The following is a 22514-nucleotide window of genomic DNA, read 5'->3' on the forward strand; positions in this document are numbered from 1 at the left end:
AAGACGGGCGCAGAGGAGACACGCCCGTGGCGGACAATGCCACTGCCCCCAGGACTGTCCCTTTCCTCGGCAGGCTCAGCAGACACCACCGTGTCCCGGTGCACGCGCTGGAAGAGGCCGGCGCCGAGGCCGACGGCCGGGTCGTGCGGCTCGACATGGGGCCCTTCCGTCCCTACCTCGTTACCCACCCCGACCACGTCGAGCACGTGCTCACGGTCCGCCAGCCCAACTACGTGCGCGCGGGCATGTTCTGGGACCCGCTCGCGCCCCTGCTCGGCGAGAGCATCCTGTCCGACGGCGAGACCTGGGCCGACAGCCGCCGGATCCTCCAGCCGCTGTTCACCGCCCGGCACGTCAACGCCATGGCGGAGAACATGGCCCGGATCATGGACGAGCTGATCGAGACGACCGTCGTCCCCGGGCGGCCGTTCGACGTGACCGAAGGCATGGGGGCCCTGGTGCACCCGGTGATCGTGCGGCTGTTCTTCGGGGCGAAGATCTCCATGGCGGACATCGACCGGCTGGCGCCGGCCTATGACGTCGCCGTCACCGCCAAGGCGCTGCGCCTGGTGCTGCCGTTCGTGCCGCACCGGGTGCCGCTGCCGGGCGACCGGGCGTTCAGGCGAGCGATCAGGACCATCGACGAGGTCGTCTACCCCTGCATCGCGCGGGCCCGCCACGAGGAGGGCGACGACGTGATCTCGCGCCTGGTCAGAGCGAGGGCGGACGACGGCGACCGGCGCATCAGGGACGACCTCGTCGCCATGCACGGCGCCTCCACCGAGACCACGTCCACCGCGATGTCCTGGGTCTGGCCGACGCTCCAGGCGCATCCGGAGATCGCTGCGAAGGTGTACGAAGAGGTGGACCGCGTGGTGGGCGACGAGCCGGTCGGCATCGCCCACCTGCCGCACCTGCGGTACCTGAAGATGTTCGTCAGCGAGCTGCTGCGGGTCTACCCGCCCGGCTGGCTCCTGCCCCGCAGGACCGTCGAGGCCGACGTGGTGGGCGGGGTCGGCGTCGAGGCCGGCTCCACTGTGATCCTCAGCCCCTACCTGACGCACCGGCTGCCGGAGTTCTGGGACCGCCCCGCCGCGTTCGACCCCGGACGCTTCGCCCCCGGCGGGGACGCGCGGCGGCACCGCTACGCCTACTGGCCCTTCGCCGCCGGGCCGCACGTGTGCCTGGGACAGCACCTGTTCGCGTTGAAGGCGCCGCTGCTCATCGCCGGCATCCTGCGCAGGTACCGCCCCCACGTGCACCTGGACCGGCCGATCGTGCCGCGCCTGGCCTCCACGCTGCGCCCGCCGCACGGATTGACCATGACATTGGAGAAGCGACGGTGAACCCCTTCGACATCGGCCGCACCTGCGCGCTGGCCGTGGCCGGCGGCCGGGAACTGGCCGCGCACGCCGCGCGCTTCGGCGACCTGTTCCCCGCCGGCGCCTTCGACGCCGGGCTGCACCTGTCCCTGGGCCTCGCCGGCGCCTTCGGCTCGCCCTCGGCGACCGCCGCCGAGCTGCGGGCCGTCAACCGGGCCTCGCTGCTGGTGTTCGCGGTGGACCGGCTGATCGACCACGAGGCCGGCACGCGCGAGGAGGTCGCGGCGCTGGTCGGCGACTGCCTGTCGGAGTTCCCCGCCGGGCCGGCCGGCGCGTTCGCCGCCGACCTGCGGGCGGAGCTGGGCACCACGCCGGAGCTCGCGTCGGCCTGGCGTGACCGGCTCGCGCGCATGCTCACGGCCATGGCCCGCGAATGGGAGTGGAGCCGCGCGGACGAGCCGCCCGCCGTCGAGGAGTACCTGGCCAACGCCGACAGCTGCGGCGCCTCCTTCGTGGCCGTCTCGCACTGGATCGCCACCGGCCAGGTGGGCGCGCCGGGTGACCTGGAGGTCCTGCGCCCGGCGGGCGAGGCGGTGCAGCGCTACCTGCGGCTGCTCAACGACCTGGCCACGCACCACCGGGAACGGGCGTACGGCGACCTCAACGCGTTCGCCCTCGGCCTGACCCACGACGAGGTGACCGAGCGGATGGCCGTGCTGGCCCGCGAGGCGCACGCGCTGATCGAACCGCTGCGCGGCGACCATCCGCGCCCGGCCGGCTACCTGGCATGGCAGATCGACTACAGCGCGGGCTTCTACGGCCTGTCCGACTTCTGGGCGACGACGTGAACCTCTCCGAACAGGCCTGTCTCCTGGTCAACGAGCTGATGGCCAAGCCGTGGGGCCAGGTGTCGCCGTCGGTCTACGAGACCGGCCGCCTGGTCACGCTCGCCCCCGGCCTGGCCGGGCACCGGGAGCGGGTGGCATACCTGCTGGCCGAGCAGCACGGCGACGGCGCCTGGGGCGCCCCGGACGGCTACGGGCTGGTGCCCACGCTGAGCGCCACGGAGGCCCTGCTCACGGCGATCGCGCGCGGCGACGGCGACGACGGCGTCCTGCTCCCGGCCGCCGAGGCCGGGCTGGAGGCGTTGCGTCCCATGCTGGCCGCGGCGTCGGAGCCGCCGGACACGCCGGCCATCGACCTGATCGTCCCCGCCCTCGTCGAGCTGGTGAACCGCCACCGCCCGGAGGGCTCCCCGCTGCCGCTGCCTCCCACCATGGACACCACCCGGCTCACCAAGGTCAGGCGGCTGCTGGCGTCCGGCGCCGAGCCGCCGCAGAAGGTCCAGCACGTGCTGGAGGTCGTCGGGGTGACGGGGGCGATACGGCCGGCGCCGATCGGCACCGTCGGCGCCTCGCCCGCGGCCACCGCCGCCTGGCTGTCGGCCCGGCCCGATGCCGAGGCCGCGGGCCCGGCCCGCCACCACCTGCGGGCCGTCGCCGGACGGTACGGCGGCCCGGTGCCGGTGGGGCTGCCGATCACCGTCTTCGAGCGGGCCTGGGTGCTGAGCTGGCTGCTCAGGGCGGGCGTCCCCGTGGACGTGCCGCCGGAGATGACGGCCGACCTGTGGGCCACGATCGGGCCCGCGGGCACCCCCGCCGGGGCCGGTCTGCCCGCCGACGCCGACACCACCAGCGTGGCGCTCTACGCCCTGGCCCTGCTCGGGGTCCCGTACGAGCCCGCGTCGCTGGCGGCGTTCGACACCGGCGCGCACTTCTGCACCTGGCAGGGGGAGGACGGCACGTCCGTCAGCGTCAACGCCCACGTGCTGGACGCGCTGGGCCAGTACGCGCGGGTCAGGCCGGCGGCCGGGGAGGCGTACCGGCCACGAATCGAGCGGGTGGCGAGGTGGCTGGCCGAGCGGCAGCGGCCCGACGGGAGCTGGAGCGACAGGTGGCACGCCTCCCCGTACTACGCCACGTTGAGCTGCATGCTGGCGCTCGGCGAGTTCGGCGGCGCCCGGTACGCCGGGGCCGTGCGCAAGGGCCGGGAGTGGATTCTGTCCACGCAGCGGGCCGACGGATCCTGGGGCCGGTGGGCGGGCCGGCCGGAGGAGACGGCGTACGGGATGCAGGCCCTCCTGCTGGCCGGCCCCGAGCCGGACGAACGGTGCCGAGGGGCGGCGCGGCGCGGTTATGAGTACCTGAATCGGACAGCCAATTTAACCGACTATCCACCGTTGTGGCATGACAAGGAGCTTTACTCGCCGACAGCCATCGTGCGAGCAGCGGTCATCGCCGCTCAGCATGTCACGATATGTAGCACCGAAGGAAATTCCAGGTACGAAAATAGGACATAATACCCTTTACGGTGCTCTAGCGTGTTGAGGCAGTATTCTCGCGTTGCTAAGGTGATCCGAGTGCCGGATTACTGGAGTGCCCCATTCTCCGCCTTGACATGGCCTGCTGACCCCGCGGTCTTTTCTTCCGGAGGGCTTCATGCGCTTCCGTAATGCCAGTGTCCGGGCCAAAGTCACGGCGCTTATCGTGTCGCTCACACTGTTGTGGGTGTTCGCGGCCTGGGTCACGGTGCGCGAAGGCGTCAACCTGCTCGGGGCCGCGACGGTCGACAGCAGGATCGTCGAGCCGAGCGAGCCGCTGCTGGTGGAGCTCCAGCGCGAGCGCCGGCTGACCGTCGCCCACCTCGGCACCGGATCCCGCGTCGTGGACAAGGGCATGCGCGACCAGCGAGCCAGGACCGACTCCCTGCGCGCCGAGTTCACCTCCATGGCCCAGGGCGACGTCGTCGACCTCGCCGCCGAGGACTCGCTCGTCGAGCGCATCGCCGCGGTCAACGCCGAGCTGGACAAGCTCGTGGCCGCGCGCAAGGCGATCGACGCCGGCGAGACGGAGCCGTCCCGGGCGACGCAGCAGTACAACGACACGATCGACGCGATGTACCGCATGTACGACTCCGTGGCCGCCTTCGACGACAAGGACATCGCCGCGGACGGCCGCGCGCTGTCGGACCTGCACCGCTCCCGGGAGTACCTGGCCCGCGAGGACTCGCTGCTGTCCGGGGTGTTCGCCAGGCGCGGGTTCACCGCCGACGACCACGCCGAGTTCCTCAGGATGTCGGCCGTCTTCCACTACACGCTGACCGACGCGCTGAACCGGCTGCCCGACGAGGACCGGGCCACCTTCGACGCCTGGCTGAAGAGCGAGCCCGCCGTCCGGCTGCAGACCATGGAGGCGCAGCTCGTCCGGTACGAACCGGGGACGGGCCCGCTTCCGGTGAGCGGCGAGAGCTGGCGCGTGGCGGCCGACGCGACGCTCTCCGGCATGCACGCGCAGGTGGTCGCGGGCGGTGACCGGCTGTTCGACCGGATCGTCCCCGTCGCCATCGGCGTCGTCATCCGGCTCCTCCTGGCCGGCGGCCTCGGCCTGATCGCCGTCGTCGCCTCGATCATCCTGTCCATCACCACCACCAGGCAGCTGCTCGCCCAGCTGCAGAAGCTGCGCGACGCCGCGCACGAGCTGTCCGACGAGCGCCTGCCCGGCATCGTCGAGCGCATCGGCCACGGCGAGGAGGTGGACGTCGCCAAGGAGGCGCCCGCGCTGGAGTTCGGCGACGACGAGATCGGCCAGGTGGGCCAGGCGTTCAACACCATGCAGCGCACCGCCGTCAGCGTCGCGGCCGAGCAGGCCGAGCTGCGCCGCAGCATCCGCGACATCCTGCTCAGCCTCGCCCGCCGCACCCAGGGCCTGGTGCACCGGCAGCTCACCGTCCTCGACGTGATGGAGCGCCGGGAGACCGACCCCGAGGAGCTGAAGGAGCTCTTCCGCCTGGACCACCTGGCCATCCGGATGCGGCGCAACGCCGAGAACCTGATCGTCCTGTCCGGTTCGTCGCCCGCCCGTACGTGGCGGCGGGCCGTCCCCATGGTGGACGTGGTGCGCGGCGCGCTGGCCGAGGTCGAGGACTACACCAGGGTCACGCTCATGCCGATGGGCGAGGTCGTGCTCGTCGGCCGGGCCGTCGGTGACGTCATCCACCTGCTGGCCGAGCTGATCGAGAACGCCGTGTCGTTCTCGCCGCCGTACACGAACGTCCAGGTCAGCGGCCAGCTCGTGGCCAACGGGTACGTCATCGAGATCGAGGACCGCGGGCTCGGCATGAAGCCCGAGGACCTCGACGCGGCCAACGAGCGCATCGCCGACCCGCCCGAGTTCCGCATCTCCGGCACCGCCCGGCTGGGGCTCTACGTGGTCAGCCAGCTCGCCCGGCGGCACGACATCCAGGTCGTGCTGAAGCCCTCCCCGTACGGGGGGACCACGGTCGTGGTGCTGCTGCCGCAGGAGCTCGTCGAGCTCGACCCGGCGCCGCGGCACCCGGAGGGCGACACCCGGCCGAGCCTGCCGCGCCGGACGAGCACCGGGACCACGCTGGCGACGGTCGCGCGGCCCGCCGAGAACGTCCGCACCCTGACCCCGCCGCGTCCCGCCCCCATGTCCACCCCCGCCCCCGCCCAGCTCCACGCGGTGGCCACGCCCTTCCCGGCACCAGCACCCTCGCCTTCACCTGAACCAGAACCGCCCGCCGAACCGGAGCAGCAGCCTGTGGCCGAGTTCACGCCGTCCGGCCTGCCGTTCCGAGTCCCCCAGGCCAACCTGGCGCCAGCGCTGCGGGACGACACGCCGACGCAGCCCGACTTCGAGGAGGACGATGACGAGCGCTCGCCCGAGGAGATCCGCGCCATGATGGGATCCCTGCAGTCAGGCACCCGTCTTGGCCGCACCGAGGCGGCCAGGCTGATGGAAGAGCAGCCGGGAGGCGAGGCATGACCGCCGCGGCCCGGCTCCCGACGGGAGGCCCGACATGACGCCCACCGCGGGCACCGACCTCAACTGGCTGCTCGACGACCTGATCGGCCGGATCAAGGAAGCCGAGCACGCCATCGTGCTGTCCTCCGACGGCCTGCTCATGGCCTCCTCCGCCGGTCTGCAGCGCACCGACGGGGAGCACCTGTCGGCCGTCGCCTCCGGCCTGCAGAGCCTGGCCAAGGGCGTCGCTGACCACATCGCCGCCGGCGCGGTGCGGCAGACGGTAGTGGAGTGGAAGTCGCAGTTCCTGATCGTCACGACCGCGGGCGAGCGCGCCTGCCTGGCCGTGCTGTGCGCCCAGAACGCCGACATCGGGCTGGTCGCGTACGAGATGGCGATGCTGGTGGCGAGGGTGGGCCAGTACCTCACCTCCGGCGCGCGCAACGCCGAGGCCGCCGCCAGGAGCGACCGGTGAGCACCACGGAGGAGTCCACGGACGAACACTGGATCGATCCGGAGATCATCCGGCCCTACGTCGTCACGCGCGGGCGGACCCAGCCCGCGCACGGCAAGTTCGACCTCATCTCCATGGCGCTGGCGGTGGGTCCGCCGCCGGGGCCCGACGCCGGGCTGGACCCAGAACACCTGCGCATTCTCCAGCTCTGCCGCGAACCAAAATCCGTCGCCGAGATAGCCGCGCACCTCAACCTGCCGGCCGGCACGATCCGCGTGCTGCTCGGCGACCTGTTCGACCGCGAACTCGTCTCTGCCCAGGAACCGCAATCCGAGGTGGACATGCATGACATGAAGATGTACAGGGCGGTGCTCGATGGTCTTCGCTCGCTCTGAGCGCCCGCGCCTCCCGACGGCGATCAAGATCCTGATCGCCGGCGGGTTCGGGGCGGGCAAGACGACGATGGTCGGAGCCGTGTCCGAGACCCGGCCGTTGCGCACCGAGGAGGTGCTGACCGACCGCAGCGTGGGCGTCGACGACCTGACCTCCGTGGAGGCCAAGCGCACCACCACGGTGGCCATGGACTTCGGGCGCATCACCCTGGGCACCGACTACGTCCTGTACCTGTTCGGCACCCCCGGGCAGGAACGCTTCTGGTTCGTGTGGGACGAGCTGGCCGAGGGCTCCCTGGGGGCCGTCATCCTGGCCGACACCCGCCGCCTGGCCGACTGCTTCCCCTCGGTCGACTACTTCGAGCGGCGCGGGACGCCGTTCGTGGTGGCGGTGAACTGCTTCGAGGGGTCGCCGACGTTCGAGCTGGACGAGGTGCGGCTGGCGCTGCAGCTCAACCCGTCGATCCCGATCGTGATGTGCGACGCGCGGAAGCGGGACTCCAGCCGGGAGGTGCTGATCACCCTGGTCAAGCACTCGGCCCGGCTGCGCGCGGAGCCGGTCGGCAGCTGACCCGCCCGGCGTCCGGGCCGCGCTCGCACTGAGCCGGCCCGGACGCCGGACCCCCTCATCTGCCGCCGGAGGTGGCGATGCCCCTGACGAAGTGCTTCTGGCCGAGGAAGAACAGCACGATCATCGGGATCGTGGTGAGCACGCCGGCGGCCATGACGATCTCCCAGTGCCACTCGCCGCCGAACCCGTACTGGTCGAGCAGGGCCTTCAGGCCGCGCGGGACGGTGAACGTGCCGGAGTCGCGCAGGTAGATCAGCGGCCGCATCAGGTCCGTCCAGGCCGTCTGGAACTCGAACAGCAGCGTCACCACGACGGCGGGCCGGCACAGCGGCAGCGCGATCCTGGAGAAGATCTTCCAGTTGTCCGCCCCGTCGATCCTGGCCGCCTCGAACGGCTCGCGCGGCAGCGTGAGGAAGAACTGCCGCAGCAGGAAGATGTAGAAGGCGCTGCCGAACAGGTTCTGGGCCCACAGGGGCGTGAGGCTGCCCACCATGCCCAGGGAGTTCCAGATCAGGAACACCGGGATCATGGTGACCGCTCCGGGCAGCATCATCGTGGCCAGCACGAGCCCGAACAGCGGCCCCCTGCCGGGGAAGCGGAAGTAGGCGAACCCCCAGGCCACCATGGCGCTGCTGAGCGTGACCGCGACCGCCGCGAGCACGGTGACCAGGAGCGTGTTGGCCATCCAGAGCGCGAGCGGCGCCTCCTGCCAGACCTTGATGTAGTTGTCGAAGGTGAACGTCTCGGGCAGCAGCCGGTTGTCGAACACCTCGCCGCGCGGCTTGAACGAGGCGCTCAGCAGCCACACGAACGGGTAGATGAACAGGCCGGCGAACGCGGTCAGCGCCGTGAACGCGGCGACGCGCCGCAGGCGTCTCACGGCTGTCCCCCTTCGTAGTGGACGTACCGTCTGGTCACCAGGATCTGCACGGCGGTGATCAGCATGATCACGATGAACAGCAGCCAGGCCAGCGCCGAGGCGTACCCCATGTGCAGGAACTCGAAGGCCTGCTGGAACAGGTAGATCACGTAGAACAGGGCGGCGTCGTTGCTGTAGGTCGTGTTGCCCGAGCCGAAGAAGGCCGTGTACGCCTCGGTGAAGGACTGCAGGGCGTTGATGGTGTTCACGACGAACAGGAAGAACAGCGTCGGGCTGATCAGCGGCACGGTGATGCGCAGCGTGCGGCGCCACCAGCCGGCGCCGTCCACCCGTGCGGAGTCGTGCAGCTCCTGCGGGACGCCGCGCAGGGCGGCGAGCAGGATGATCACCGACGAGCCGACGGTCCACAGGTGCATCAGCACCAGGCCCGGCTTGACCCAGTCGGGATCGGTGGTCCAGGCCGGGCCGTCGATCCCGAACAGGCCGAGCACGCCGTTGATCAGCCCGTTCTGGCCGTTGAACAGCATCAGCAGCAGGATGCCGACCGCCACCGGCGGCGTCATCTTGGGCAGGAAGTAGGCGGTCCGGAAGAGGCCGGTGGCCCGCGCCGCCGTGTTGAGCAGCAGGGCGAGCCCGAGCGAGACGACGATGTGGGCGGGCACGGACAGCGCGGTGTAGACGAAGGTGTTCCACAGCGCGAGGCCGACCTTCGGGTCGGCGAAGAGCTGCCGGTAGTTGTCGAGGCCGACGAAGTCCGGGTCGTTGATGACGTCGTAGTCGGTCAGCGACAGGTAGGCGCTGTTGACGATCGGCCAGGCGGTGAAGATCAGGAAACCGGCCAGCCAGGGGCTGATGAACAGCAGCGCCGCCCGGGTCTCGACGAAGCGCGCGGTGCGGAAGCGGGTGCGGGCCATGTCAGCCGGTGCGCTTCGTCCACCCAGCCCACGCCTTGTCGAGCGCGGCCTGGGCGTCCCGCTGGGCCCTGTCGAGCGCCTGCCGGGGCTGGTCCTGGCCGTTGAGTACCCGGTTCACCGCGCCCTGCCAGGCGTCCTTGAACTCCTTGTCGGCCGGGTTCGCCGGAAGGCTGAAGGTGTGCTCGTTGGCCTCGTAGAACGCCTTGACGCCCGAGTCCCACGGTTCGCCGCCCGAGGTGACCATCTTCCGGATCTCCTTGTCGGCCCGCACGTTGCCGGTCAGCACGCCGGTGAACGGCTTGCCCTCGCCCTTGCGCTTGTCCAGCCGGGCCTGGGCGGCGGCCGTCCAGGTGTCCACGAGGGTCATCGTCTTGGCGAAGCGGCAGGCGGCCGCGGCGTTCCCGGCCCCCTTGGGGATGGCCCAGGCGGAGCCGGACGAGTAGGCCAGCGGCTCGCCGCGCGGGGTGCGGAAGGCGTCGAAGGCCAGCGGCGCCTCGGGCGAGACGTCGTTGAGCACGTTGACGTACCACTGCTCCATGGGCATCGCCCCGAGCTCGTGCTCGGCGAACTGGTTGCCCTTGCCGAAGAAGTCGGCCGCGTCGCGCACCGCCTTGACCTTGGCGAAGCCGCCCTGGGCGGCGTAGATCCCGACGGCGAACTCCAGCGCCTCGACCACCTGCGGGCTGTTGAGCCGCGCGGTGCGGCCGTCGGGTGACAGCAGGTCGGCGCCGTTGGCCTTGGCCCACAGGGGCAGGAACTCGGGCAGCTTGCTGTCGAAGCCGATCACCCGGAGTTTGCCGCCCGGCGCCTTGACCAGCTTCTTCGCCGCCTCGGTGATCTTCGCCCAGTCGGAGCCGTTGACGTCGGCGACGGTCAGCCCGGCCTGCCTGAGCAGGCCGGCGTCGGCCATGACGATCTGGACCTGGTTGAACTCGGGGACGGCCCAGACCTCGCCGCCGAACGTCACCTGCGCCAGGGCGTTCTCGTCGTACATCGAGGTGTCGATCCCCTCGCCCTTGACGCAGGCGGTGAGCGGGACGATCGCGCCGCGGGAGGCGAAGGTGCCGATCTGGTCGCGGTTGGCGTAGACGAGGTCGGGCGGGTCGCCGGCCGCCACCGAGGACAGGAACTGCTGGATGTCGAGGTCGCCCTCGACGAGCTTGACGTCCGCCCCGCCGAGCGCGGCCTTGGCCTTGGCCAGGCGGGTGGCGCCGATCTCGTCGTCGCCGCCGAACCCCATGACCGTCAGGGTGCCCGTGAACGTGGCGGCCGGGTCGTACCGGCTCGCCTGCTGGGCGGCCGGCGGCCCCCCGCCGGTCGCCTTGGCGCACCCGGCGAGGGCCAGAGCCAGGGAGAGGGTGAGCGCCGGCCAGCGGACGATGGGGGATCTCATGGGGTTTCGCCCTCCACACTCTCAAGGCGGCGCGGGGCAGTGTGTTCGTCTGTCGGAGAACGTACCGGTGTCGCCGAAATCGTGCCGACCGCTCGCGTCACTGGGTTCTCTCCGCCGGTCAGAGGTGACGGCAGAGCCCGGGACCGCTTCCCCCGCCGGGCACGCGTAAACGGGGCCCGGCCTGTGGCAGGCCGGGCCCCGTCCGTCCGGGAGAGCGGGGGTCAGTGCTCGGTGGCCTTCTCGGCGCCGACGCCGGTCAGCGAGCGCACCTCGATCTCGGCGTACTTGGCGGCGTTGTACTCCTTGCTGAGGATCGTGCCCAGCCAGCCGAACAGGAAGCCGAGCGGGATCGAGACGATGCCCGGGTTGCTCAGCGGGAACCAGTGGAAGTCCACGCCGTGGATCAGCGCGGTCACCGCGCCGCCCGCGGGCGGCGGCGGGGCCGAGACCACCGGCGAGAAGATCACCAGGATCAGCGCCGAGCCGAGGCCGCCGTAGATGGCCGCGACCGCGCCCGCCGTGTTGAACCTCTTCCAGAACAGGCTGTAGAGGATCGCCGGCAGGTTGCCCGAGGCCGCGATGGCGAAGGCCAGGGCGACCAGGAACGCCACGTTCTGGCCCTGGGCGAGGATGCCGAGGCCGATCGCGATGGCGCCGATGACCAGCGCCGAGACGCGGGCCACCACGACCTCCTGCCGTTCGCTGGCGCCGCCGCGCTTGAAGACGTGCGCGTACAGGTCGTGGGCGAAGCTGGAGGAGGAGGCCAGGGTCAGGCCCGCGACGACGGCCAGGATCGTGGCGAAGGCCACGGCGCCGATGAGCGCGAGCAGGATCGTGCCGCCGACCTCGCCGAAGATCTGCGCGCCGATGCGCTCGGCGAGCAGCGGGGCGGCGGTGTTGGCCGCCTTGTCGGCCTTGAGGATGTCGGTCTTGCCGACGATGGCCGCCGCGCCGAAGCCGAGCACCAGGGTCAGCAGGTAGAACACGCCGATGATGCCGATGCCCCACAGGACCGACTTGCGGGCGTCCTTGGCGGTGGGGACGGTGTAGAAGCGGATGAGGATGTGCGGCAGGCCCGCCGTGCCGAGCACCAGCGCCAGGCCGAGGCTGATCAGGTCGATCTTGCCCGCGAGGCCCTGGGCGTCGGTGCCGTACTTCAGGCCCGGGATGAGGAAGTTGCCGGGGTTGGCCTTCGGGCCGCTGGTGGCGGCGGCCTGGCCGAGCAGGGACGAGAGGTTGAAGCCGAACTTGCCCAGCACCAGCAGCGTCACCAGCGCCGCGCCGGTCATCAGCAGCACGGCCTTGACGATCTGGACCCAGGTGGTGCCCTTCATGCCGCCGAACACCACGTAGACGATCATCAGAGCGCCGACGCCGATGATCGTCCAGACCTTGCCGGCCTCGCTGGTGATGCCGAGCAGCAGGCCGACCAGCGCGCCCGCGCCGACCATCTGGGCGAGCAGGTAGAAGATGCTGACCACGATCGTGGACACGCCCGCCGCCGTGCGCACCGGGCGCGGGCTCATCCGGAACGCCAGCACGTCGGCCATGGTGAACTTGCCGGAGTTCCGCATCAGCTCGGCCACCAGCAGCAACGCCACCAGCCAGGCGACCAGGAACCCGATGGAGTACAGGAACCCGTCGTAGCCGGAGACGGCGATGATGCCGGCGATGCCGAGGAAGGAGGCGGCCGACATGTAGTCGCCGCCGATCGCCAGGCCGTTCTGGACGCCGCTGAAGGACCGGCCGCCCGCGTAGTAGTCGGCGGCCGTCTTGGTCTGGCGGCTGGCCCAGAACGTGATGGCCAGGGTGCCGGCGACGAAGGTGAGGAAGAGGATCATCCCCAGCGTCGTGGAACTCACTGCGTCTTCTCCTCGACCTCGTGACGGAGCTTGTCGGCGATCGGGTCGAGCTTCTTCTCGGCGTGCCGCGCGTACGCCCACGCGATGAGGAACGTCGAGACGAACTGCAGCAACCCGAAGATCAGCCCGACGTTGATGTCGCCGAACAACTTGATGCCCATGAAGCCGCGGGCCCAGCCGGACAGCACCACGTACAGCAGGTACCACACCAGGAAGGCCACCGTCATGGGGAAGGTCCAGCGGCGGAAACGCCGCTTCAACTCCTGGAACTCACTGCTCTCCTGCACCTGTTCATAGACGGACGCGTCATGTTCTCTGGTCGTCACGAGACCTCCACTGTGATGCGGATCACGCTCAACGTAAGAGCGCAACCTACCCGTCGTGGAGAGGCGTGGGGGTGCTGTTCGGCGAGCCGCTCGCGTACCGCGATCAGTTGGGGATGGCCTGCGGTGAAAGGTCTGTTCAGCGCGATGAGCGGTCGGGTATTCGGTTCACCCCGATATCGGACGCGGCGGGCCCGGCAGGGCGCTCAGCGCCTGATCCAGGTCCTCGACGAGGGTCGCGGCGGGCTCCAGGCCGACCGACAGGCGGGCCAGGCCGACGGGGATGCCCATGGTGGCCCGTACGCTCTCCTCGACGGTCAGGGCGGGGGCGTTGACCAGGCTCTCGAAGCCACCCCAGGACACCCCGATCCTGAAATGTCGCAATTTATCGAGGAAAAGTGCGGCCTGTTGGCGATCGTCCGTGGCGAGTTCGATGCTGAACAGGCTGGAGAAGCCGGACATCTGCCGCAACGCGATCGCATGCCCCGGATGCGAGGGCAACCCCGGATGGTTCACCGCCCGTACGGCGGGATGCCCCTCCAGGAACGCCGCCACCGCGAGCCCCCGCTCCTGGTGGGCGGCCATGCGCACGGGCAGCGTGCGCAGCCCCTTGATCACCTTGGCCGCGTCGTGCGGCGACATGGCCGCGCCGTAAAGCTGGTACTCCGTCAGCGCCAGCGGCCGGATCAGCCGGGCCGGCCCGACCACCACGCCGCCGACCAGGTCGCTGTGCCCGCCGACGTACTTCGACAGCGAGTGCACGACCAGGTCCACGCCCAGCGTCAGCGGTTTCTGGAACAGCGGCGTGGACCAGGTGTTGTCCATGACCGTGACGAGCCCGCGCCCGCGCGCCCAGGCCGCGACCTCGGCGATGTCCACGATCGCGTACGCCATGTAGGAGGGCGACTCGAAGTAGAGTAGGCGGGTACTCGCCCTGATAGCGCTGTCACATCCCGCGAGGTCGTCGACGTGCGTATGCGTGACGCCGTACTTCTCCAGGTAGCGCAGGAACTGCGTGGTCGGCCCGTACACCGCGCCGAGCACCAGCACGTGGTCACCGGCGGAGACGAGCGAGGAGATCGTCGCCGAGATGGCGCCCATCCCCGAGCCGAAGCACTTGGCCCGCTCACCGCGCTCCAGCGCGGCCAGCTTGCGCTGCGCCACGTCGACGGTCGGGTTGGTGCCGCGGCCGTAGACGTACCGCTCGTCCTCGTCCCGGATCGCGGCGCCCAGCTCGGCCGCCGTCCCGAAGGTGAACAACGAGTTCTCGAACACCGGCGGGTTCACCGCGCCCAGCGTCCACGGCTCGTCCTCGCCCAACCGGCCGCAGATCCACTCATCCTCCATGGGGGCAGACTATGACAACGCGTAAGCCCACCATGGCGGACGTCGCCCGGCACGCGGGCGTCAGCCTGAAGACGGTGTCCCGCGTGGTCAACCAGGAGCCGCACGTCCGGGCCTCGCTGCAGCAGCGGGTGCACGACTCGATCAGCGCGCTCGGCTTCCGCCGCAACGAGGCCGCCGCCCGGCTGGCCCGCGGCGCGAGCATGCTCACGCTCGGCCTGGTGATGGAGAACATCTCCAACGAGTTCTACGCCCGTCTCGCCGCCGCGGTGGAGGCGGCGGCGGCCGAGCACGAGGCGCTGGTGGTGTTCGGTTCGTACGAGGAGCGTCCGGACAAGGAGCGCATGCTGATCGAGTCGATGCACGCGCGGGGCGTGGACGCGCTGATCGTCGTGCCCTCGCCGGCCGACCACTCCTGGCTGGCCGAGCACGGCGGACCGCGCACGGTCTTCGTCGACCGCGTGCCGCGCGGGCTCGACCGGGCCGACGTGGTCATGCTTGACGACGAGCGCGGCGGCCGGACGGCGACCGCGCACCTGCTCGCCCACGGGCACCGCCGCATCGCGCTGATCTCCGACGACGACGGGCTGAGCTCGGTGCACGACCGGGCCCGCGGCTACCGGGCGGCGCTGCGCGAGGCGGGGGCGGCGGCCGACGAGGCGCTGGTGGTGCGAGGGGTGTTCGATCCGGGGCGGGTGGCGTACGAGGTGGGGCGGCTGCTCGGCCTGCCCGACCCGCCGACGGCGTTCTTCGCGACGAACAACCGGGCGGCGATCGGCGTGCTCCAGGCGTTGCGGGGGCGTCCCGAGCGGCCGGCGTACGTGGGGTTCGACGACTTCGCGCTGGCCGGCCTGTTCAGCCCGGGGGTGACGGTGGTGCGGTACGACATCGGCAGGCTGGCGCGCGGCGCGGTGGAGCTGCTGCTGGATCCCGTCCGCGAGCCGCGGCGGATCACGGTTCCCGTGGAGCTGGTCGTCCGGGGGTCCGGGGAGTTGCCGCCCGCCTGACCTTCCGGTCAAGCCTCCTCCAAGTCCCCATATGTCGGGGTCTGATGGGATACGTGAGGGGTAATCGCAGGTCATGGCCGAGAGCAGCCCGTACCGCGATGACCGTACGCCCGAGGAGCAGGCGCTCGGCTCCGATGCCTCGGCGTCCGCCCGTCCGAACGCTGAGGTCTGCCTGGAGATCTCCGAGATGCGGGTGGAGGAGGCCGGACCGGAGGGCCGGACCCCGGGCGCCCGTGGCGGTGGCGCGCAGGCGCGGGCGACGCTGCGGGTGCGGCTGGACGACGTGGCGCACCTCATCGACCACCTCCTGACCGCCGCCCCCCACCTCCTGGACCACCTGCCCTCGACCACCGCCACTCCCCCACCCCGCACCCCCCGCCACGCCTTCCCCACCACCCCGAACTCCATGAACACCCCCACCTCGGGGACGCCCGCTCCCGGGACGCCCGCTTCGGCGGCGCGGGGAGGCGGGGGCGGGGGTGGCCGACCGGAGGAGGACGGCGGGATGCGGCGGGGGTGGCCGAGGGGCGGCGCCCCCTCCTGGCGACCGGAGCGCAAGCACGCGGGCGACCTGGGAGCCGCCACCGGACGCACCATCCACCACGCGGCCCCACGCGAGGAGGCCCCGCACACGGTCCCGGGACACGAGGTGCTCGACGTCGAGACCCACGCCGGCACGGCCGCCAGACCCATGACCGAACAGGCCACCCGGCACAGCGACGCCCCCCACCCCACGCCCCCCACCAGACCGTACTTCGCCCCCGACGAAGGAACCCTCCCCGACGAACCACCCACCGCGAGCACCACGCCGGACGAACCACTCACCCCGGACGAGCCACGCACCGCGAGCGCCACTCCGCACGAGCCTCCCACCGCGAGCGCCGCTCCGCACGAGCCCTCCCGGCAGGCTCGGGACGTCATGCCGTCGCCCGCGGACAGTCGTTCCCGCGGGGGCCGACCCGACGACCGGGATCCGGGGCCTGGTCGTTCCAAGACCCCGCACGCCGGCGTCGGCCCTCGCCCTGGTCTGGACCCTCCGCCGCAGGAGCCGTCCCACTCCGGCCTCGCCCACCGGATACCGTCCCAACCCGGGCCTCGGTCACAGGCGTCGGCCCAGCCTGTCCAGACGCCGCAAGGGTCAGCGCAGCGGCAGCCGTCCGGCCGTCCCGCGATCCATCCCGGCAGCACGCCACAGGAGTGGACGCGTCCGCACGTCCCCCCTCAGGGGACCGCCCAGCCACGCCCAGGGCGGACCGCAGCCCCAGCCGACGCCGAGCCCGAGGGGGCGGCCCGGCCGGACGTCCCGCGGGAACGGGCGAGTCAGCCGTGGCCCGGCCGCGGCATGTCCCCACGCGCAACCGGCCCGTACCGCCCCGGCCTGGACCCATCGCCCCAGAGCGAACCCCCCGGCGACCAGCACGGCATCCCGCGCCCCACGCGAAGCGACCGCACGTCCCGAGCCGCGAGCGACCGCAGAAGCCCAGCCTCATCCAGGGCAGCAGGAGCCCGGGGAGCCGAGAGCGGTGCCGGTGTCACAACCAGTGCCCGCCCCCTGGGAGGCACAGGCACCGAAGGCGGCCCCGGGAGAGGAAGGGGTGCCGGAGCCAGGGCGGGGGCCGGGGATGTGGCGCGGAACGAGGGGGCCAGTGGGGACGGGGTGGCGTCGGAGCGGTTGGGGGGCGTCGCGGCGGGCTGGTCGTGAGCTGGGAGGTCTCCGGCGCCTGAGGACGACGGGAGGGCGGGCAGACGTCCGTCGGCATGCTGGCGCGCGTCGGCCGGGCGCGGGACCGGCGGGCGAGCGCGCGTCGGCCGGATGCGGGACCGCTGGGCAGGTGCGGGTCGGCAGAGTGCGGGCCGGGGGCGGGGGTCAGGGGGAGCGGGGGTGCCAGTCGCCGCGGTCCAGGTCGAGGTTCTCCGGGGTGTGGAGGCGGACCATCGTGCGGGCCACCCCGGGCGGTACGCGGTGCGGCGTCAGGAACGACACCGACACCATCACCGTGAACGCGATCGGCACCGTCCAGGCCGCCGGCTGGGCCAGCAGCGCCCCCGTGAGCCCCTCGTACGGCCCCCCGGTGATCGTGGCGAGCACGGCCGAGCACGCGAGCCCGCCCCCCACGAACAGCCCCGCCAGCGCCCCGGTGGTGGTGAGCCGCCGCCACCAGATGCCCAGCACCAGCAGCGGGCAGAAGGACGAGGCGGCCACCGCGAACGCCAGCCCCACCACGTCCGCGACGGGCAGCGCCCGCGCCCACAGCGCCAGCGCCAGTGGCACGGCGACGGCCATGAGCGTGGCGATCCGGAACGAGCGCACCCCGCCCTTCAGCAGGTCCTGCGCGATCACCCCGGCGACGGACACGGTCAGCCCCGAGGAGGTGGACAGGAAGGCCGCGAACGCCCCGGCCGTCACGAGGGCGGTGAGCAGGTCGCCGAGCGTGCCGCCGATCATGCGGCTGGGCAGGGTGAGCACGACCGCGTCGGTGCGCACGAGGTCGGGGGCGTAGAGGCGGCCGAGCCAGCCGTACAGGGCGGGCAGCAGATAGAACGCGCCGAGCAGGGTCAGCACGACCAGCGTCGTACGGCGGGCGGCCCGGCCGTCGGGGTTGGTGTAGAAGCGCACGAGCACGTGCGGCAGGCCCATCGTGCCGAGGAACGTGGCCAGGATCAGCGAGTACGTCGAGTACAGCCCGTACTCCTTGGCCCCGGCCAGCGGCATCTGCCAGGTGGTGGCGTCCTGGACGCTGAGGGCGGGCGCGCCGTCGCCCTTCCAGGCCAGCAGCAGGAACACCAGCGGCACGGCCAGCGCGGTCAGCTTGAGCCAGTACTGGAACGCCTGCACGAACGTGATCGACCGCATGCCGCCGGACAGCACGTTCACCGCCACCACGCCCGCGACCAGCAGCCCGCCCGCCCACACCGGCGCGCCGGTGATCGTGCGCAGCACCAGCCCGGCGCTCTGGAACTGCGGCATCAGGTACAGCCAGCCGATCAGGACGACGAGCACGCTGGCGGTCCTGCGCACGGTCATCGACTCCAGCCTGGCCTCGGCGAAGTCGGGCAGCGTGTACGCCCCCGAGCGCCGCAGCGGCGCCGACACCAGCACCAGCAGCACCAGGTAGCCGCCGGTCCATCCGACGGGCAGCCACAACATGTCCACGCCGTAGGACAGGATGAGCCCGGCGACGCCGAGGAAGGAGGCCGCCGACAGGTACTCGCCGCCGATGGCGGAGGCGTTCCACAGGGGGCTGACGGTCCGGGAGGCGACGTAGAAGTCGGAGGTGGTGCGGGAGAACCTGATGCCGTACGCGCCGATGAGCACGGCCGCCGCCATCACGACGACCACGGCGGCCAGGCTCACGAGGGGCCCTTCGCGCCGGTCACCGGCGTTCCACCAGCTCGGCGAAGTGGCGTTCGTTGCGCTCGGCCTGGCGGACGTACAGCCAGGCGCCGATGACGAAGGCGGGGTAGATGAGCCCGGCCAGCACCGCCCACGGCAGGGAGACGCCGAGGACGTCCACCTCGCGCAGTTCGGGGATGAGCAGGAACAGCAGCGGCAGGCCGCCGACCACGCAGGCCAGCACGGTGCAGACGAACAGGGCGAGCCGGAACTGGGTGCGCAGGAGCGAGCGCATGTAGACCTCGCCGAGGCGGGTCTGCTCGTCGATCTCCCTGGTGGCCGGGTAGCGAGGGCGGCGGGCGGCGGCGGCGCGCGGGCTGGTGACGCTGATCCGGCGCGGCGTCTCGGAGCGTCGGAAGGCGTCCATGCGGCGGGCGGCGTCGGTGCGGCGGGCCGCGGGATCGGTGCGCGGCGCCCCCGCCGGACGCCCCTGCCGGGTCTCCTGGCGGAGTTCCTGCCGGGAGTCGGGCCGGGGACCCTGGCGCGGATCGGGCTGGGGACCCTGGCGGGGATCAGGCCGCGGATCCTGGCTGGGGTCGGGCCGGGGGTCGGGCCGGGGGTCGGAGGTCATTCCGTCCTGCCCTTCCTGGCGCGGCGGACCAGCAGGTCGCGCAGCTCCCGGGTGTGCCGCCGGCTCACCGGGAGCTCGGTGTCCCCGACCCGCACGCTGCACCGGCCCGAGTCGATGTGCAGCTCCTCGATGTGCTTGACGGCGACCAGATGGCTGCGGTGCACCCGGACGAACCCGGCCGGCGCCCAGCGCTCCTCCAGCGTGGCCAGCGGGATGCGGACGAGGTGGCTGCCGTTCGCGGTGTGCAGCCGGGCGTAGTCCCCCTGGGCCTCCACGTAGAGGACGTCGGCGCTGGAGACGAACCGGGTCACGCCGCCCAGCTCGACGGGGATGGTGTCGCCCTCGCCGGTCTCGGCGGGCACGTCGGCCGAGACCGCCACGCGCCTGATGGCCTCGGCGAGCCGTTCGGGACGTACCGGTTTGAGCAGGTAGTCCTCGGCCTTGATCTCGAAGGCGTCCACCGCGTGCTCCTCGTACGCGGTGACGAACACGACCCGCGGCGGGTTGGCGAACTGCGACAGCAGCCGTCCGAGCACGACGCCGTCCAGGCCGCGCATGCGGATGTCGAGGAAGACGGCGTCGATCGGACGGCCTTCGGCGATGCCGCGGTCCAGCAGGCGCAGCGCGGCCGCCCCGTCGCGCGCCGTCACCACCTCGCCGATGCGGGCGTCGGCGCGGAGCAGGTAGGACAGGTCCTCCAGCGCGGGTAGCTCGTCGTCCACCGCCAGGACGCGCAGCCCGGTCACACGTCACTCCTCACACCTCGAATGCATTAGACAGTGATGAAACCGGCACCAAACGTCAAGGCCGTCACGGCGGGGTCACAGGTGGGGGTCACAGGTGGGGGCAGGCATGGGGCGGACCGGAGGAGGTCAGCGGGCCGAGACGCCGGGGTGGTACTTCGGCAGGCGCACGTTGACCTTGGTGCCCGCGCCCGGACCGGTCTCGACGACCAGGCCGTACTCGTCGCCGTAGACCTGGCGGAGCCGTTCGTCGACGTTGGCCAGGCCGACGCCGCCGGTGGGGGCGATCTCGCCGGCCAGGATGCGGCGCAGCCGGTCGGGGTCCATGCCGAGGCCGTCGTCCTCGACGCTGATGCGGCACTCGGCGCCGGCGTCCTCGGCGATGATCGTGATGCGGCCGACGCCGTTGCGGCTCTCCAGGCCGTGCCGGACGGCGTTCTCGACCAGCGGCTGCAGGCACAGGAAGGGCACGGCCACCGGCAGCACCTCGGGGGCGATGCGCAGGGTGACCTGCAACTGGTCGCCGAACCTGGCGTGTTCGAGGGTGAGGTAGCGCTCGATCGAGTGCAGCTCCTCGGCCAGGGTGGTGAACTCACCGTGCCGCCGGAAGGAGTAGCGGGTGAAGTCGGCGAACTCCAGCAGCAGCTCGCGGGCGCGTTCGGGGTCCGTACGGACGAAGGAGGCGATCGTGGTGAGCGAGTTGTAGATGAAGTGCGGCGAGATCTGCGCACGCAGGGCCCGGACCTCGGCCTCCATGAGCAGCGTGCGCGAGCGGTCGAGCTCGGCCAGCTCCAGCTGCGAGTTCACCCAGCCGGCCACCTCCTGCGCCGCCCTGACCAGGCCGGCCGAGGCGTTCTGCCCGTAGGCGGCCAGCGCGCCGACCAGGCGGTCGTCGGTGGTGAGCGGGACGACGACGGCGTGCCGGATCGGGCATTCGAGCAGCTCGCAGTCGATGGTGAGCACCTGGGTGCGGCCGTCCTGCAAGGTGGCGGCGGCGTGCTCGAACGCCTGGGCGGCGTGGTGGTCGCCGGCGCCGTCGTAGACGAGCAGGCGCTCGCGGTCGGTGATCGCGAGCGCGGCCGAGCCGAGCAGCGCGCGCAGGTGGCGGGAGGCGCGCTCGGCGCCCTCGGGGGTCAGCCCGGCCCGCAGCGGCGGCCCGGCCATGGAGGCGGTGTGCAGGGTCTCGAACGTGGCCCGCTCGGCCGGGCTGGTGCCCAGCTCGCGGCGGCCCCGCATGACGCGCCAGAGCACGATCGCGGGCACGCCCACCAGCACGGCCACGACGGCGACGCCGACCAGGTACTCCACGCGCCCCGAGCCTAGCGCCCGCCGCCGCCCGCGGCACCGGCCCGGCGGGCGGCCTTCACCCGGTGGCCGCCAGCGCCTTGGCGACGGCCGCGGCGTAGGTCTCGGCCTCCTGCGCGGACTCGTAGGTGGTGCGCGGCCAGAAGAAGCCGCGCAGCCCGTCCTTGCGGTTGCGCGGCACGACGTGCACGTGCAGGTGGGGGACGCTCTGGCTGACCCGGTTGTTCATCGCCACGAACGTGCCGGCCGCCTCCAGCCCCTCCTCCACGGCCCTGGCCATGGCCTGCACCCGGGAGAAGAAGGGCCCGACGTCGGCGAGGTCGGCCAGCGTCTCGACGTGCAGCCGGGGCACGACCAGCACGTGCCCCTTGAAGACCGGACGGGTGTCGAGGAAGGAGACGGCCACCTCGTCGGCGCTCACCACGTGGGCGGGACGCGCGCCGGCGATGATCTCGCAGAACAGGTCGGTGCTCACCGCCCGACCTTATCGGCGAAGGCCGTCCAGCTCGTCATGTTGGGCGCGCTCCACTCGGCGGGGGCGTGCAGGAAGCGCTCGCCGACGCGCTCGCGCAGCCGTCCGGGGACGTCGGCGACCTTGGCGCCCCGGCAGTGGTAGACCAGCCCGCCCGGCCGCTGCCCCATGGCCATCCAGGGCAGCCAGGGCGAGACCCGGCACCAGGAGAAGACCGCCGGCACGTCGGGCATGCCGGACTCGACGTCGGCGGCCGAGGCGAAGAACTGGAACAGCTCCAGCGCCCGATACGTGTCCCGAGCCGAGTTCTCCGGATATTTCGCGACAGGGAGCGGCGAAGGGTAGGAAAGGCGGATGTCGGCGTTGTAGACGACCTGCTCCCCCAACCGCGTCACCGGCACCGGATAGGCCCCGAGCCGCTGGTTGACCGGGTCGTTGAAGACGTGCTGCACCTCGACGGACCGCCCGGTGAGCGGGTTGTCCCACACGTCGATCGGTTCCCTGGTCCGCGGGTCGAGGTAGAGCGCCGCCTCCCGGGTCAGCAGCTCCCAGCCGCCGTCGGCCGGGCGCGCCCGCGCCACGTTCAGCCCCTCGAAGCCGAACAGGTGATGGGGGCCGTCGTCGTCCTGCCAGCCGTAGACGTCGCCGGTCCAGTAGGAGATCGTCTCGGCGCCGTCGGCCGAGGCACGCACCCGGATGAAGTCCATGATCCGGAGCTTACCCCTTGCTTCGAGACAGCATGTT

Annotated in this window: 20 protein-coding genes; 8 read left to right on the forward strand and 12 right to left on the reverse strand. The window is 71.9% G+C overall.

The window, feature by feature from the left end:
- The first annotated feature begins 26 nt into the window (after window positions 1–26).
- From ACIBQ8_RS09895 to ACIBQ8_RS09925, 7 genes are all read left to right on the forward strand, one after another.
- Window positions 27–1346 carry a cytochrome P450 gene (locus tag ACIBQ8_RS09895; protein WP_397174977.1) on the forward strand — a complete coding sequence of 440 codons (1320 nt, stop codon included), beginning with the start codon at window positions 27–29 and terminating at the stop codon, window positions 1344–1346.
- Window positions 1343–2170 (forward strand): hypothetical protein, encoded by an 828-nt coding sequence (locus ACIBQ8_RS09900; protein WP_397174976.1) that lies wholly within the window; start codon window positions 1343–1345, stop codon window positions 2168–2170. The genes ACIBQ8_RS09895 and ACIBQ8_RS09900 overlap by 4 nt, the downstream gene beginning before the upstream one ends.
- Window positions 2167–3681: a prenyltransferase/squalene oxidase repeat-containing protein gene (locus tag ACIBQ8_RS09905; RefSeq protein WP_397191721.1), complete on the forward strand. Its 1515-nt coding sequence runs from the start codon at window positions 2167–2169 to the stop codon at window positions 3679–3681. Before ACIBQ8_RS09900 ends, ACIBQ8_RS09905 begins: the two co-directional genes overlap by 4 nt.
- 187 nt (window positions 3682–3868) lie before the next feature.
- Window positions 3869–6166 carry a nitrate- and nitrite sensing domain-containing protein gene (locus ACIBQ8_RS09910; protein ID WP_397191722.1) on the forward strand — a complete coding sequence of 766 codons (2298 nt, stop codon included), beginning with the start codon at window positions 3869–3871 and terminating at the stop codon, window positions 6164–6166.
- Between the two features lie 34 nt (window positions 6167–6200).
- Complete coding sequence (locus ACIBQ8_RS09915; RefSeq protein WP_397191723.1) at window positions 6201–6620, forward strand: roadblock/LC7 domain-containing protein; 420 nt, start codon at window positions 6201–6203, stop codon at window positions 6618–6620.
- Entirely contained in the window at window positions 6617–6994 is a 378-nt protein-coding gene (locus ACIBQ8_RS09920) for a DUF742 domain-containing protein (RefSeq protein WP_352356948.1), read from the forward strand. Before ACIBQ8_RS09915 ends, ACIBQ8_RS09920 begins: the two co-directional genes overlap by 4 nt.
- On the forward strand, window positions 6975–7562 hold the full coding sequence (locus ACIBQ8_RS09925) for an ATP/GTP-binding protein (RefSeq protein WP_352324453.1): 588 nt from the start codon (window positions 6975–6977) through the stop codon (window positions 7560–7562). Before ACIBQ8_RS09920 ends, ACIBQ8_RS09925 begins: the two co-directional genes overlap by 20 nt.
- A 55-nt stretch (window positions 7563–7617) precedes the next feature.
- Here the strand turns inward: ACIBQ8_RS09925 and ACIBQ8_RS09930 are convergent, their stop codons facing one another.
- The 6 genes from ACIBQ8_RS09930 to ACIBQ8_RS09955 form a co-directional block, all read right to left on the reverse strand.
- Window positions 7618–8442, reverse strand: a complete 825-nt coding sequence (locus ACIBQ8_RS09930; protein WP_397174973.1) for a carbohydrate ABC transporter permease — start codon at window positions 8440–8442, stop codon at window positions 7618–7620.
- Window positions 8439–9356: a carbohydrate ABC transporter permease gene (locus tag ACIBQ8_RS09935; protein ID WP_397191724.1), complete on the reverse strand. Its 918-nt coding sequence runs from the start codon at window positions 9354–9356 to the stop codon at window positions 8439–8441. Before ACIBQ8_RS09935 ends, ACIBQ8_RS09930 begins: the two co-directional genes overlap by 4 nt.
- A 1-nt stretch (window position 9357) precedes the next feature.
- Window positions 9358–10749, reverse strand: coding sequence for an ABC transporter substrate-binding protein (locus ACIBQ8_RS09940; protein WP_397191725.1), 1392 nt, complete (start codon window positions 10747–10749; stop codon window positions 9358–9360).
- Window positions 10750–10970: 221 nt separating this feature from the next.
- Window positions 10971–12590, reverse strand: coding sequence for a cation acetate symporter (locus ACIBQ8_RS09945; RefSeq protein ID WP_397175450.1), 1620 nt, complete (start codon window positions 12588–12590; stop codon window positions 10971–10973).
- 17 nt (window positions 12591–12607) lie between these two features.
- Window positions 12608–12937, reverse strand: coding sequence for a DUF485 domain-containing protein (locus ACIBQ8_RS09950; RefSeq protein WP_352324458.1), 330 nt, complete (start codon window positions 12935–12937; stop codon window positions 12608–12610).
- Window positions 12938–13102: 165 nt separating this feature from the next.
- On the reverse strand, window positions 13103–14281 hold the full coding sequence (locus tag ACIBQ8_RS09955; protein WP_397191726.1) for a trans-sulfuration enzyme family protein: 1179 nt from the start codon (window positions 14279–14281) through the stop codon (window positions 13103–13105).
- An 11-nt stretch (window positions 14282–14292) separates the two neighbouring features.
- Here ACIBQ8_RS09955 and ACIBQ8_RS09960 point away from each other — a divergent pair, with 11 nt between their 5' ends.
- Entirely contained in the window at window positions 14293–15285 is a 993-nt protein-coding gene (locus ACIBQ8_RS09960; protein WP_397191727.1) for a LacI family DNA-binding transcriptional regulator, read from the forward strand.
- Window positions 15286–17152: 1867 nt separating this feature from the next.
- On the opposite strand, the gene ACIBQ8_RS09965 is transcribed toward ACIBQ8_RS09960, so the two are convergent.
- The 6 genes from ACIBQ8_RS09965 to ACIBQ8_RS09990 all read right to left on the reverse strand — a co-directional run bounded on the left by ACIBQ8_RS09965 (window position 17153) and on the right by ACIBQ8_RS09990 (window position 22477).
- Window positions 17153–18613, reverse strand: a complete 1461-nt coding sequence (locus tag ACIBQ8_RS09965) for a cation acetate symporter (protein ID WP_387665299.1) — start codon at window positions 18611–18613, stop codon at window positions 17153–17155.
- 46 nt (window positions 18614–18659) lie between these two features.
- Window positions 18660–19250 (reverse strand): hypothetical protein, encoded by a 591-nt coding sequence (locus tag ACIBQ8_RS09970; protein WP_397191728.1) that lies wholly within the window; start codon window positions 19248–19250, stop codon window positions 18660–18662.
- Window positions 19247–19996, reverse strand: coding sequence for a LytR/AlgR family response regulator transcription factor (locus ACIBQ8_RS09975; protein ID WP_397174961.1), 750 nt, complete (start codon window positions 19994–19996; stop codon window positions 19247–19249). The genes ACIBQ8_RS09970 and ACIBQ8_RS09975 overlap by 4 nt, the downstream gene beginning before the upstream one ends.
- Window positions 19997–20122: 126 nt before the next feature.
- Window positions 20123–21301 carry a sensor histidine kinase gene (locus ACIBQ8_RS09980; protein WP_397174959.1) on the reverse strand — a complete coding sequence of 393 codons (1179 nt, stop codon included), beginning with the start codon at window positions 21299–21301 and terminating at the stop codon, window positions 20123–20125.
- Between the two features lie 55 nt (window positions 21302–21356).
- Window positions 21357–21773: an HIT family protein gene (locus ACIBQ8_RS09985; protein ID WP_397174957.1), complete on the reverse strand. Its 417-nt coding sequence runs from the start codon at window positions 21771–21773 to the stop codon at window positions 21357–21359.
- Window positions 21770–22477 carry a DUF1838 family protein gene (locus ACIBQ8_RS09990; RefSeq protein ID WP_397191729.1) on the reverse strand — a complete coding sequence of 236 codons (708 nt, stop codon included), beginning with the start codon at window positions 22475–22477 and terminating at the stop codon, window positions 21770–21772. The genes ACIBQ8_RS09985 and ACIBQ8_RS09990 overlap by 4 nt, the downstream gene beginning before the upstream one ends.
- Between the last annotated feature and the right edge of the window lie 37 nt (window positions 22478–22514).

Origin of the sequence: Nonomuraea sp. NPDC049646 (genome assembly GCF_044465525.1) — a bacterium.
Lineage (GTDB): Bacteria > Actinomycetota > Actinomycetes > Streptosporangiales > Streptosporangiaceae > Nonomuraea.